This is a genomic window from Micromonospora sp. NPDC003816, assembly GCF_042874705.1.
GTDB lineage: Bacteria > Actinomycetota > Actinomycetes > Mycobacteriales > Micromonosporaceae > Micromonospora.
Genome location: NZ_JBIANP010000003.1, coordinates 698,787 through 711,496, shown reverse-complemented (window position 1 = coordinate 711,496; position 12,710 = coordinate 698,787). Strand labels below are relative to the sequence as shown.

The 12,710-nt window shown below is 71.1% G+C and carries 13 protein-coding genes; 8 read left to right on the top strand and 5 right to left on the bottom strand.

The features are described from left to right. Positions 1 to 18: 18 nt before the first annotated feature. Complete coding sequence (locus tag ACFYTT_RS14120; RefSeq protein WP_387259343.1) at positions 19 to 207, bottom strand: hypothetical protein; 189 nt, start codon at positions 205 to 207, stop codon at positions 19 to 21. Between the two features lie 97 nt (positions 208 to 304). Between ACFYTT_RS14120 and ACFYTT_RS14115 the strand changes: the two genes are divergently transcribed. Then, positions 305 to 1,552 carry a cysteine desulfurase-like protein gene (locus ACFYTT_RS14115; RefSeq protein WP_176093862.1) on the top strand — a complete coding sequence of 416 codons (1,248 nt, stop codon included), beginning with the start codon at positions 305 to 307 and terminating at the stop codon, positions 1,550 to 1,552. A 105-nt stretch (positions 1,553 to 1,657) separates the two neighbouring features. On the opposite strand, the gene ACFYTT_RS14110 is transcribed toward ACFYTT_RS14115, so the two are convergent. Then, positions 1,658 to 1,969 carry a nitroreductase/quinone reductase family protein gene (locus ACFYTT_RS14110; protein WP_254876838.1) on the bottom strand — a complete coding sequence of 104 codons (312 nt, stop codon included), beginning with the start codon at positions 1,967 to 1,969 and terminating at the stop codon, positions 1,658 to 1,660. A gap of 122 nt (positions 1,970 to 2,091) precedes the next feature. Here ACFYTT_RS14110 and ACFYTT_RS14105 point away from each other — a divergent pair, with 122 nt between their 5' ends. Both ACFYTT_RS14105 and ACFYTT_RS14100 read left to right on the top strand, forming a co-directional pair. Beyond that, entirely contained in the window at positions 2,092 to 2,745 is a 654-nt protein-coding gene (locus tag ACFYTT_RS14105) for a TetR/AcrR family transcriptional regulator (protein WP_387259338.1), read from the top strand. Positions 2,746 to 2,780: 35 nt separating this feature from the next. Continuing rightward, positions 2,781 to 3,131 carry a UBP-type zinc finger domain-containing protein gene (locus ACFYTT_RS14100; RefSeq protein ID WP_387259336.1) on the top strand — a complete coding sequence of 117 codons (351 nt, stop codon included), beginning with the start codon at positions 2,781 to 2,783 and terminating at the stop codon, positions 3,129 to 3,131. 60 nt (positions 3,132 to 3,191) lie between these two features. Here ACFYTT_RS14100 and ACFYTT_RS14095 read toward each other — a convergent pair whose 3' ends face one another. Further along, positions 3,192 to 4,778, bottom strand: a complete 1,587-nt coding sequence (locus tag ACFYTT_RS14095; RefSeq protein WP_387259333.1) for an alpha/beta fold hydrolase — start codon at positions 4,776 to 4,778, stop codon at positions 3,192 to 3,194. Between the two features lie 406 nt (positions 4,779 to 5,184). On the opposite strand from ACFYTT_RS14095, the gene ACFYTT_RS14090 reads away from it, so the two are divergent. The 4 genes from ACFYTT_RS14090 to ACFYTT_RS14075 all read left to right on the top strand — a co-directional run bounded on the left by ACFYTT_RS14090 (position 5,185) and on the right by ACFYTT_RS14075 (position 8,106). Continuing rightward, positions 5,185 to 5,898 carry a DNA alkylation repair protein gene (locus ACFYTT_RS14090; RefSeq protein ID WP_387259332.1) on the top strand — a complete coding sequence of 238 codons (714 nt, stop codon included), beginning with the start codon at positions 5,185 to 5,187 and terminating at the stop codon, positions 5,896 to 5,898. Positions 5,899 to 6,009: 111 nt separating this feature from the next. After that, positions 6,010 to 7,236: a serine protease gene (locus tag ACFYTT_RS14085; RefSeq protein WP_131051230.1), complete on the top strand. Its 1,227-nt coding sequence runs from the start codon at positions 6,010 to 6,012 to the stop codon at positions 7,234 to 7,236. 102 nt (positions 7,237 to 7,338) lie between these two features. After that, complete coding sequence (locus tag ACFYTT_RS14080; RefSeq protein WP_131051229.1) at positions 7,339 to 7,533, top strand: hypothetical protein; 195 nt, start codon at positions 7,339 to 7,341, stop codon at positions 7,531 to 7,533. 87 nt (positions 7,534 to 7,620) lie between these two features. Next, positions 7,621 to 8,106 carry a hypothetical protein gene (locus tag ACFYTT_RS14075; protein ID WP_236145554.1) on the top strand — a complete coding sequence of 162 codons (486 nt, stop codon included), beginning with the start codon at positions 7,621 to 7,623 and terminating at the stop codon, positions 8,104 to 8,106. Between the two features lie 9 nt (positions 8,107 to 8,115). Here ACFYTT_RS14075 and ACFYTT_RS14070 read toward each other — a convergent pair whose 3' ends face one another. Then, the gene (locus tag ACFYTT_RS14070) at positions 8,116 to 9,009 is read right to left on the bottom strand and encodes an endo alpha-1,4 polygalactosaminidase (protein ID WP_387259772.1); all 894 of its coding nucleotides are present in this window, start codon (positions 9,007 to 9,009) and stop codon (positions 8,116 to 8,118) included. Positions 9,010 to 9,756: 747 nt separating this feature from the next. Continuing rightward, a complete protein-coding gene (locus ACFYTT_RS14065) occupies positions 9,757 to 10,032 on the bottom strand; it encodes a hypothetical protein (protein ID WP_131051227.1) in 276 nt (91 codons plus the stop codon). A 198-nt stretch (positions 10,033 to 10,230) separates the two neighbouring features. Here ACFYTT_RS14065 and ACFYTT_RS14060 point away from each other — a divergent pair, with 198 nt between their 5' ends. Further along, positions 10,231 to 12,708 carry an AAA family ATPase gene (locus tag ACFYTT_RS14060; protein ID WP_387259328.1) on the top strand — a complete coding sequence of 826 codons (2,478 nt, stop codon included), beginning with the start codon at positions 10,231 to 10,233 and terminating at the stop codon, positions 12,706 to 12,708. Positions 12,709 to 12,710 lie beyond the last annotated feature (2 nt).

Below are 12,710 nucleotides of genomic sequence, written 5' to 3'. Positions count from 1 at the left end.
CGCCGCCCCCGCGTACGCTCACCGACCGGCGGGCCGACGCAGCGTGACCGACGCACCGAACCGCACCGCGACACCGGGCGAATAGAGCACGCTGGCCGGCGGCCCGATCGGCCGGGGCAGACCGGCTGCGGTGACCAGATCGTCGTCCAGGTCCAGCGGACGCCGGAAAGCCTGCTCGGGCGCGCAGTCGACCGGCTCGATGTCCACGTGCCCATCCTGCCGAACTCCACCGGCCTGCACTATGTTGCAGGCGCCACGCCCCGCACCGGCGCCGGACCACCCGCTCGACCGCCAGGAGACCGAGATGACCTCCCCCGCATCCGCCGGACCGACCGGATTCGACGTCGCCGCGCTCCGTGCCCACTTCCCCTCGCTGGCCTCGGGCATCGCGCACTTCGACGGCCCGGGCGGCACCCAGACGCCCCGGTCGGTCGCCGACGCCGTCGCCGCCACGATGACGGCCCCGATCTCCAACCGGGGCACCGGCGCACTGTCGGAGACCAACGCGGACGCCGCCGTCGGCGCGTTCCGGCTCGCCTACGCCGACCTGCTGGGCGTACCCGCCGCCGGGATCGTGTACGGACGCAGCGCCACCCAGCTGACCTTCGACTTCTCCCGGACGCTCGCCCGGGACTGGGGTCCCGGTGACGAGGTGGTGGTGACCCGCCTCGACCACGACGCCAACGTCCGACCGTGGGTGCTGGCCGCCGAACGGGCCGGTGCCGAGGTGCGCTGGATCGACCTCGACCCGACCACCGCCGAACTCGACCCCGCCTCGGTGGCCGCCGCCATCACCGAGCGGACCCGCCTGGTCGCCGTCACGGGCGCGTCGAACCTGCTCGGCACCCGACCCGACGTCCGGGCGATCGCCGACGCCGCGCACGCGGTCGGCGCACTGGTCTTCGTCGACGGCGTGCACCACGCCGCCCACCAGTTCGTCGACGTACCGGCACTCGGTGCCGACTTCTACGTCTGCTCCCCGTACAAGTTCCTCGGACCGCACTGCGGTGTGCTCGCCGCCGACCCGGCTCTGCTGGAGACGCTGCGACCGGACAAGCTGATCCCGGCCACCGACGTGGTGCCCGAGCGCTTCGAACTCGGCACCCTGCCGTACGAGATGCTGGACGGTGCCACCGCCGCCGTCGAGTTCCTCGCCGACATCGTCCCCGGTGACGACCCGGCGAACACGTCCCGGCGGGAGCGGCTGCGCGCCTCGCTGCACGCCGTCGACGCGCACGAGACCCGCCTGCGGCAGCGGATCGAGGAGGGACTGGCGGACCTGGGATCGGACGTGGTGGTCCACTCCCGGGCCGCCGACCGCACCCCGACGCTGCTGGTCACGCTGCCCGGCCGCAAGACCCGCGACGCCTACCGCTTCCTGCTCGACCACGACGTCCTGGCCCCGGCGGGCTCCTTCTACGCGTACGAGCCGTTCCGTCGCCTCGGCCTGGACGACGAGCACGCGCTCCGGCTCGGCCTCGCCCCGTACAACGACGACAGCGACGTCACCCGGGTCCTGGACGGCCTGGCCGCCTTCCTGGACCGGGTGTAAGGAAGGGCCCCCTGCTAACGCCTCGCGTATAGCAGGGGACCCTTCCTAACATCTCCGGCCGCCGGGCGGCGCGGGGCGAGGTCCGGCGGTCGCGATCGGTCGGGGTCAGCCGTCGAGGCGGACGGTGACGGTGACCCGGCCCTTCCCGTCGCGTCGGGCGACCGCGTGGCCGGTGCGGTCCACGCCGTCCAGGTTCAGCGTGATCGGGCCGCCCTCACCGAGGAAGTTGCGCCACCACTTCTTGGCGTCGGCGAGGCCCACCGGGATCGTCACCGTGTCGCCGGTACGCCGGTATCCCACCGGGGTGCTGAAGGTGCGTCCCGAACGACGTCCGGTGTACGTCATGACGGTCAGATACCTGCCGACCAGGCGACCCCATCGGCGCGAGGAGCGCAGGGTCAGCGCACAGGCGTTCACCCGCGCCACGGTTCTGACGGGCAGGGCAATTCGGTAGCGCACCATACCTCCAGCGATCTCGGTGCCCGCCAAACTAACAGCTCAAGCGGAGAGCACCATCCGCTTAGGCTAAAGTGAGAAGGATGAGTGGGAGCGCCTCTCGGATGCCGACCACGGTCGGGCTGCGCGCCGACGCACGACAGAACCGCGACCGGATCGTCGAGGTCGCCCGCGCACTGTTCGCCGAACGCGGGCTCGACGTGCCGATGGCCGCGATCGCCCGCCGTGCCGGGGTCGGCGTCGCCACGCTCTACCGTCGGTTCCCCACCAAGGAGTCGCTGGTCGCCGAGGTCTTCGCCGACCAGTTCGCGGCCTGCGTGTCGGTGGTCGACGAGGCCCTGGCCGACCCCGACCCGTGGCGCGGCTTCTGCACCCTGGTCGAGAAGGTGTGCGCCATGCAGGCCGTCGACCGGGGCTTCAGCGCGGCCGTCGTCGCGTCGCTGCCCCGTGCCGTCGACCTCGACCGGGAACGCGAACGCGGCCTGCGGGGGTTCGCCGAACTGGCCCGACGGGCCAAGGCCGCCGGGCGGCTGCGCCCCGACTTCAGCGAGGACGACCTCGTCCTGCTGCTCATGGCCAACGGCGGCATCGTCGCCGACACCGCCGACGCGGCGCTGGCCGCCTCCCGGCGGCTCGTCGCGTACCTGCTGACGGCCTTCGCCGGCGACGGCCCCCTGCCGCCGCCCGTCGCGCTCAGCCTGCGCGACGTCCCGCATCTGGCCACGAGCCGGGCCTGACCCGCCGCACCCGACACTTCTCACGGAGGAAACCCATGGACGGCATCGACCCCTCGGTCCCACCCAGCGGCCCGGGATGCGCCGACTGCGAGGCCGCGGACCCACCGGGCTGGTGGGTCCACCTGCGGCGCTGCGCCCGGTGCGGGCAGGTCGGCTGCTGCGACTCGTCGCCGAGCCAGCACGCCAGCGCCCACGCCGCCGCAACCGGCCACAATGTCGTCCGCAGTTACGAGCCGGGCGAGGCATGGTTCTGGGACTACACCGCGGAGACGATGTACGAGCAGGGTCCGGAACTTGCCGCCCCCGCTCACCGCCCTCTCGACCAGGGCGTGCCCGGCCCCACCGACCGGGTCCCCCGCGACTGGCGGCGGCACCTGCACCGCTGACGGATGTTAGGAGGGGTCCCCTGCTATGCACGAGGCGTTAGCAGGGGACCCCTCCTTACGTCAGAAGAGCCAGGTCGGCAGCGCCGGTGTGCCGCGCAGCGGCGCCAGGGGCGGTACCTCGGCTGACGGACCCGCAGACCGGCCCCGGGCCTGGTCGGACTCGGTGCCCGGCGGCGGTGCTGCCGCGCACCGCGTACCGTCCGCCGGCACCACGAGGTCGATCAGGTACGCCTCGATCGCCTCGTCGGCGCAGGCCACCCGGCCGTAGACGATGTGCCCCCAGCCCTCGTAGGTGAGCAACTCGGCGTGGTCACCGAACTGTGCGGTGGCACCGAGCGCCCAGTTGTAGCCGGTCGCCGGGTCGTGCAACGAGTTGACGAAGAGGAGCTTGGCCTGGTTGGTCGGGGCGACCGGCCGCTGTGGGTTGTCCGCCGTGCTGGGCCAGCCGAGGCAGATGGCACCGATGGCCGCCCGGGGAAGGTCCGGCAGGTCCGGCGAGGCGAGCTGGGCCGCGTCGACGATCGACCGCCACTGCCCGATGTTCTGCGCTCCGAGGTTCCAGTCCTCGCAGAGCACCGCCTGGTACGCGAAGGGCACCACGGTCGGCGGCTGCTCCTCGGTCGACTGGCGGGCCGCCGGTACGCCCCAGGGACGGCCGGCGTCGACCCGCTCCAGTTCGGCGGCGATGTCGAGCCAGTACGGCTGGTAGTTCACGTTGCCCAGCACGAAGTTGACCAGATCCCGCTTGGTGATCTTGTAGCTGTGGTCGTCCGGGTCCGGCAGTTCACCCCGTCCGGCACGGTCGAGCAGCCGCCGCCAGAATGCACGGATGTCCCGCCCGTGCAGCGCGCACTGGGGCAACCGGGAGCAGCCGGCCACGAACTCGTTGAACGAGTCCTGCCCGGTGGCCGCCTGGGTGACCGCGAAACCCCGGGCGTCCAGGCTGTGGTCCATGGTGCTGTCGGCGACGATGGCGCGTACCCGGGTGGGGAACAGTTCGGCGTACTGCTGGGCCATCAGCGTGCCGTACGACATTCCGAGGAAATTCAACTGCGGGTCACCCACGGCGACCCGGATCGCGTCGATGTCCCGGATCACCTGGAGCGTGTTCACGTGATCGAATACCGGCCCGCTCCGGGAGCGGCAGTCGTCGGCCAGCGCCCGACTCGCGGTGACCATTCGGGTAAAGTCGGCGGACGTCCGGATGGCGCCCGCCGGCAACGCCGAGATCTTGTCGACCGCGCACATGACAGGCGCGCTGCGGGCCACTCCACGCGGGTCGAAACCGATGATGTCGAAATGACGACGCAATTCGTCGCCGTAGGTCGCCCACAACGCGGAGTCCACGCCCGACCCACCCGGACCACCCGGGTTCACCAGCAGCGATCCGCGCCGCGCCTCAGGGTCGGTCGCCGGCCGTTTGGCCAGCGCCAACTCGATCGTCGGTCCGGACGGATCGGCCCAGTTCACCGGCACGTCGAGCGTGCCACACAGGGCAGCGCCATCCTGCTCACAGGGCTCCCACCGCACCTGCGACGACTGCACCTGCGACACGGGTGCCGCCGAGGCCGGCGACACCACGACCGGCACCAGCAACGCCCCCACCGCGATACCGGCGAGTAATTGCCGGATCAGTTTTCTGCGCATGCGCCCTCTCCCCGATTACTTTCCCGGCCCCCTGCCGGGCGACGCTGAAGTTAGCGAATCCGCCGAGGTGCGGGGTTACCGGAAAGTGTCAGCGACAATACCGTTCGGACAGCGTCGGCCAACAATGATCCAGAACCACGTGTGATCCCATTCCGGCACACCGACGTGAATAGCGAGGTCACTGCCGAAACGGAGGACGTGAATCGACTCGTGAAGCGACGTGAATCGAGCGCCACCGGAAACTGTCAACATGGTGGACGTCACAGGGCGACGCATTCTTGGAATTCACCTACCCAGTACTTTCCCGCAACGCCCGACAGAACTGCGTGACGGATTCGAAACGTCGCCGCGCCACGACTACGCGCCACGACCACACCGGACACCGCTCGCGGTAGGTTGCCGAGTCATGGCCACCACCGCCGCCGACGTCCGGCACGACCTCGCCCAACTCGCCGACCCGGCCCGCGCCGCCGGTGTGAGCCGGTACCTCCAGATGTTCCCGGGTGGGTACGGCGAGGGCGACCGCGCCATCGGGGTCACCGTGCCGCAGCAGCGCCGGGTCGCCGGTCGGCACTGGCGCGGACTCGCCCTGGCCGACACCGCCACGCTGCTCAGCGGCGACGTGCACGAGGAGCGGCTGACCGCGATCTTCATCCTGGTGCGCAAGTTCGGCAGGGCCGACGAGCCGGAACGCGGTCGGATCGTCGAGCTGGTCCTGACGCACACCGGCCACCTGAACAACTGGGACCTGGTGGACTCCTGCGCGCCGTACGTCCTCGGGCCGTGGCTGCTCGACAAGGACCGCGACGTCCTGGACCGGCTGGCCGGATCACCCCTGGTCTGGGACCGGCGGATCGCCGTGATGGCCACTCTCGCGTTCATCAAGGCCGACGACTTCGCGTGGACGTTCCGGCTCGCCGAGCGACTCCTGCGCGACCCGCACGACCTGGTACACAAGGCGGTCGGATGGATGCTGCGCGAGGTGGGCAACCGGGACGCGGCGGCGGAGGAGGAGTTCCTGGCCCGCCACTACCGGGCGATGCCGAGGGTCATGCTGCGGTACGCGATCGAGAAGTTCCCGCCGCAGCGACGGAAGGACTACCTGTCCGGGACGGTCTGACGACGCGCCCGTCGACATCGAGAAGATATTGACGACCTTGCATGTGTTGCCGCAGCTCGTGTATGAAGACTGAGCAATCGTTAAGGTTCCGGTCTCCTGGGAGGAGCGACGATGACACACGCCCCGCGCCGTCTGCGCACGCTGGCGGTCATGCTCAGCGCCTGCACGCTCGGGCTGAGCCTGCTGTCGGCACCCGCCGAGGCGTACTCGGCGCCACCTCTCGCGCCGCAGTCCGAGCGCGCCCCCGAGTCCGACCAGTTCGTGGCCGAGGGCGTGACGACCGTCGGCGAGCTGCGCACCGTCGACAGCGCGCTGTCGTACGCCCGTGACGGCCGGACCCAGGTCATCCACCACCCCGGCGCCACCTACGTCAAGGTGCACTTCGCCTCGCTGCGACTCGGCCCCGGCGAGTACGTCACCGTCTCCAGCCCCGACGGCCGGGAGAGCTACCGGTACGACCGGCACCTGAACCGGGCGACCGGCGCGGACTACACCACCGACGGGCGGCCGGGCTTCTGGGCCATGTCCGTCGAGGGCGACACCGCGGTGGTGACGCTGCACAGCACCCGCGCCACCCGGAGTAGCGCCGCCACCATCGACCGGTTCTGGCGCGGCTACGACCGCACCGAGATCGCCGCGCACAACTTCTCCACCCAGTCCGTGTGCAGCACCGACGCCCGCCGCGACGTGGTCTGCTACCAGAACAGCCACCCGACCGAGTTCGCCCGGGGCAACGCCGTGGCCCGCCTGCTGATCAGCGGCGGCGGCATGTGCACCACCTGGCGGGTCGGCAACACCAACCGGATGCTGACCAACAAGCACTGCTTCTCGACGCAGTCGGCGGTCAGCGGCAGCGAGATGCAGTTCAACTACCAGTGCGGCACCTGCGGCGGTGCCAACCCCGGCGCCGGCACCAAGGTCAGCGGCGCCACGCTCTACCGGGTCAGCAGCGGCGGTTCCAACCAGCTCGACTACGCCCTGTTCTCGGTGAACAACTTCGCGGCCATCCAGGGCTTCGGCACGCTCTACCTGGCGACGACCGCCACCACCACCGGCACCCAGATGTACATCCCCGGCCACGGTGACGGCAGCCCGAAGCGCCTGTCCATCTTCGAGGACGCCCAGAACGGCGCACGCTGCACCGTCCGGAACGCGAACTACAACACCTGGAACATCAGCTACAGCTGCGACACCTCCGGCGGCAACTCCGGCTCGCCGGTGCTGAACAGCAGCCACCGGGTGATCGCCCTGCACCACCTCGGCGGCTGCCCCTCCAACCAGGGCGCGAAAGCGCACCTGATCTACAACGAGATCGCCGGCCTGATCGACAACGGCTGACCCGACCAGCACCACAGACGACGACGGCAGGCCGCCGCCGACCCCGGCGGCGGCCGAGCCGTGCAAGACATCGAAGGGGCGCTACACGGGTACGAACCTGTCATGAGACGGTGGCCGTACCCCCTGCGGATGTTCCTCGCCCTGCTCGCTTCCCTACCGCTCGTGCTGTTGGTCAATAGGGCCTTTCGTGACTCCTGGCAGGAGTCCCTGCTGCCGACGCTCCTGCATGTCGGCGTCTGCGCGGTCCTCCTGGCGGTCGGTCTGCGGACCGGCTTCATCCGCGAACGGCCGAAGTGACGACTTCCCGTCCATTGACCCCGACTCGTCCGCTCCTGGTACGAACGTCGAGGTCAGGGGTTGCGACCGGGGCATACGATCCGGCGCATGAAGGCTTACCGCGCGTGGCCGCTGGCCCTCCTGCTTCCGCTCCTGGCCGCTTGCGTGGCCAGCCCGGTGGAGGAGGTCGTGGCGTCGACGGTCACCTACTCCTGCTGTGAGGCCGCAGACGTCGAGAAGCTGTACCAGCCGGGGCAGACCTTCACCCTGAACTGGATCGTCGAGTCGCCCGACGACCCGCCGGTCACGCCGACTCCCGGGCCCGGCGTCGAGCTGACCGCCCACCTGATCGGCCCGTTCGAGTCGGTCGAGCAGCTCACCGCGCACGCGATGGGCACGCTCACCGTCCCCGGGCTGGTCACCTACCCGGCCGAGCCGGTACGCCCCGCCGACGCGCCCGACCGGCGGCCGGTCAGCACCATCGCGATCGCCCCGGACGCCGGCCCCGGCTACTACAACCTGATCAGCTCCATGGCCGACCAGGGGAACGCGGTCGGTGGCGAGAGCGTCATCCAGGTGGTGGCCGGAAGCTGAGGACCCCGCTCAGCACGCCTTGCGGACGTACGTGCGGGAACCGGGTGCCGACACGGCGAGGTCGCGCAGCACGATCGAGAGCCGACTGCCGTGCGACCCGCACGCCTTGGTGAAGCCGCTCTCGGTGTACTCGATCACGATCACGTTGGCGCCGTAGGTGCGGGTGTACGCGTCACACTCGTTCCACGTGCCGCACTCCTCGGCGACGGCGAAGTCGAACCCGGCCTTGCGGGCGTTCGAGGTGCTCAGCTCCGCGAGGTTCTTCTGCGCCACGGCCAACCCCTTGCCGTGCGCGTACGCGCTCAGCGACGCCGCGTACGCGACCGCCTGCGACTCGGTCAGCAGCCCCTTGGACCGGGTGAACGAATCCAGGTTGTCCGGCTCGATCGCCTTGAACCCCTTGCTGGCGCACCGGTCGATCCACCCGCCCACGATCGTGGTCAACGCGGTCCGCTTGGCGGCGGTCGAGAAGTCCAGCATCAGCTCGTCCCAGTCCTCGTCGACCACGAGGTTGCCCTGCGCGTCCCGCAGCAGCAGGTCCGGGTGGTTGGTCTTCCACCACGACTCCGCGCCCGGCTGCGCCTGGAAGGCGTTGACGTAACAGATGTTGTACAGCCCGGCGGCCGGCGACGCCTCCAGGTCGCGGCTGACCACGGTGACGCCGGACGGCGGCGCGTACACCCCGCCGATCTGGTAGTCGAACCCGGCATCGGCGGGCGGCGGCGCCCACGTCGCGGCAGTGCTGCCCGTACTTGCCGGCGTCGTCGTCGCCGGGGCGGACGCGGCCGGGCTGCCGGAGGCCGACGGGGTCCGCGAGGGCGGCGGCGTGGTCGCGGGCACGCTCGGGGACGTACTCGCCGACGGCGCCGCCGTGGTCGGCCCGGCGCTCACCGGCGCGCCCAGGGCCGACGACGCATCGGAGGTCGGGGCGTCGCTCGGGGTCACGCTCGGCGTGGGCGTGGGCGTGGCCTGCTGCCCGAGGCCCCACCAGGGCTGTCGGCCGCTCGCGCCGGCGGCGCCGATGCCGACACCGAGTACGACGACAGCCACCGCCGCCGCCGTCAGCCCCACCCGGGCCCGCCTGCGCTTCGATCCCATCGAGCCCAACTCCTCCAGGTACGTGTGAGCGCACCCTACGAGACCTGGTCGGGACCGGGACACCCCCCGCTTCGAGGGGTGCGGACGCCCCCTTCGACACGGTGGTTGTCCCTCGGAACGGTATGCCCAGTCAAGGGCAGGAGAACTGCCAGGGCCCGCAGGATTGCCGGGCGCTCGCTCGGCTTCGTGCCGCGAAGAGCTATCAACACGATGACGACGCGGGCAACAAGAGCTAGTACGGGCACAAGGACCCAGGCCACGATCCCGATGGTGATCCCCATCGAAGACACTCCCATCGCTCGGGTCGAGCGATGGGGTCTCAGCGACCTCGGCTCGACCAGGGTAGGTCGGCCGAAGGTCTCCCCCAGCCCGTTGCCGGGCTCTCGGCCCCGGGCGCGCTGCCTGTGCTGGCGCCTTAGGCGGGTACCGAGCGGAGGGGTACTCCCCTTCTAGCTGCATCCAGTGTAGAGCCCGGTCTACAGGTACGCACCAAATCATCAGCGCGGGCCGACCCGAGAGCTGAGGCCGGCTCGTGGGCGACGTTTCGCCGAGCTAGCGGTACTCACCGAGCAGCAGGTGTACGGCAGCCACCAGCCCACCCACACCGGCCAGCACGATCAGTGCACCGATGAACCTGTCGAGCAGGACGAAGCGAGCGCGGCGACGGACGATTCGGTCGTCAGACGACCGGAAAGGATTGAGCGGACGGATAAACCGCGTCGAGAGGTCCACGTGCTTCGTCGTAACGCCGCGGTAATCGCTGGCGAGGGCCGTCCCGATCACGATCAGCAGGACGCCGAACACCAGCCCGAGCAGAACCCGCCACATCTCGATGCCTCCGCCGGCCAGCCTAAAGGCGGTCAGCCTAACCAGTTCGGCTGATCCGTACGCCCGCTCACCGTCACGCGGAGCACGGTGGATGCAAACGAGAGTGGCTGCCGCGACTCGCGGGTAGCCGACGTCATCCGATCTCGACGCACACGGTGTGCGACATCGGGTCGGGGTCCGCGTCGATACGATGCCTCGGTGGATCGGGGAAGTTTCGTCGGCCGAACCGGTGAGCTCACGCACCTGCGAGCGGTGGTGGAAGGGATCGGCCGGCGTGGCGTCCTCTTCAGCGGCGACGCCGGTGTCGGCAAGAGTCGGCTGGTGCGCGAGGCCGTGGGGAAGCTTCCCGCGAGCCGGTACGTCGTCCTGCCCATCGCCGCCGGCCATCCGAGTACGGCCCTGCCCTTCGGCGGTCTGGCCCAGGTGCTGCCCGTCGCGCAGCCGGCCGGGCTCACCCCCGCCGGGGTGCTGCGGTGGGTGGTGGACTCGGTGCACGAGCAGGCCATGGGCCGGGCGATCGTGCTCACCATCGACGACGCCCATCTGCTCGACCCGCCGTCGGCGGCACTGGTGCACGTGCTCGCCCGGCAGGAGGACGTCGTCCTGCTCGGGACGGTGCACGACGGGGAGCAGGTGCCGTTGCCGCTGCGGCCCCTCTGCGTCGACGATCTGGTCGAGCGCGTCGAGTTGACCCCGTTCGGCCGGGACGAGACCACCGAGTTGCTCGCGGACGTCCTCGGCGGGCCGGCTGACACGGGGTCGATCGACCGGATGCTCCGCCTGTCGGTCGGCAACCCGCTGCTCCTCCACGAGTTGCTCCGCAGCACGACGGGCAGTGGCGAGTGGGCGTGTTCCGGCGGGCTGTGGCAGTGGAACGGCGACTCGACGCGACCGCTCGACGTGACGGACGTGATCGGCACCCGGATCGACCACCTCACTCCCGGCGTCCGCAAGGTGGTGGAGTTGGTCGCCCTGAGCGAGCAACTCGGCCTGCGGCTGCTCACCACGGCGACACATGCCGACGACATCAGGCAGGCCGAGGAACACGGCCTGATCGCGATCGTCCGGCGGGACCGGCGGGTCGACGTCCAGCTGACGCATCCGCTGTACGGGGATCTGCTGCGCCGCCGCTGCCCGCCGGCCCGGACGCGGCAGTTGCAGACCGAGCTGGCCGAGTTGGTGCAGGCCACCGGTGCCCGCCGCCCGGGTGACCTGCTGCGGGCCGCCCTGTGGCGGCTCGGCGCGGGCTCCGCACAGGATCCCCGCCTCCTGCTCGGCGGTGCCGCGCAGGCGTTCGCCCGCTACGACGTACCGCTGACGGTCCAACTGGCGCAGGCGGCGCTGCACGCCGGTGGTGGTTACGACGCCGCCGAGTTGCTCGCCACCGTCCTGATGCTCTGCGAGCGCCCCCACGAGGCACTCCAGGTGCTCGACCGGGTCCGGGACGATCTGGTCGACGAGCGGCGTCGGAGCCGTTGGCTGACGGTGCGGGGCATGGTGACGTACTGGAGCCTCGGTGCGGAGTCCACCGTCGACAGCCTGGCCGAGGCGGCCGTCACGCTGACGGATCCCGGCCACCAGGCGCGGGTCTGGGCCTTCGAGGCGCTCATGCGGATGCACCGGATGGAGATCGCCGCAGCACTGCGGTTGAGCCAGTCGGTCCTGGCCCGCCCGGCGTCCGGTCCGGGTGCCCGTGGCCTGGCCCGGTGCGTGGTCGCCTACGTCGACGCGACACGCGGTCTGTTCCGCCGCAACGCCGACGCGGTCGCCCAGGTGGAGGCGGACGTCGCCGGTTGGCGAGCAGACGTGCCCTACCTCCAGGCGATGGTGGAGTCGACCCGGGCCGCCCGGCTGGCGCTCACCTGCGACCTGGCCGGCATCGACGCGATCGCCGCCGACGAGTTCGCCGACCTGGTCAGCTCCGGCGGCCTGCGGCTCGGCAGCGGCTTCCTGACCGTCCTCCAGTCCTACGCCGCACGGCTCCGGGGGCGGACCGACCAGGCCGTCACCTTCAGCGACACGGCCGGCGCGATGCTGGCCACCAGCCGGCTCTACGGCAGTCTCGCGCACGGCGAGCGGGCGCAGGTGGCGGCCTGGCGCGGGGACGCCGCCACGGCTCTCGCGGCGATGACGGCGGCAGACCGTTCGTACTCCCCGTGCATCGCGGTGTTCTATCCCTGGCTGGAGTTGGCCCGTGGCGGGACGATCGCCGCCACGGGCGACCTACCCGCCGCCGTCAGGCACCTGGTCGCGTTGGCCGACCGGCTGCGTTCCGACGGGATGACCGGGTACGAGGTGCTGGCCCTGCACGACCTGACCCGACTGGGCCAGGCGGCCACCCTGATCGGCCCGACCTGTGCCGACGGCGCACGGCGTTCGGTGGCCCAACGCCTCTCCGAGCTGGCCGAGCGTACCGACGGGACCCTGTCGCCGCTGTTGGCCCGGCACGCGCGGGCCTGCGCCGCCGAGGACGGCGCCGGATTGCTGGCGATCGCCGACGCCTTCGCCGCGGCGCAGCTCACCGTCTGGGCGGCCGAGGCCACCGCGACGGCGGTACGCGTGCTGCGCCGCGAGGGCGATCCGCTGGTGACCGACGCGCGTCGCCGTCTCGGTACGCTGCTCGCCGCCTGCGACCAGATCCACACCCCGACGCTGGACGCCACCCGCGACTCCTGACC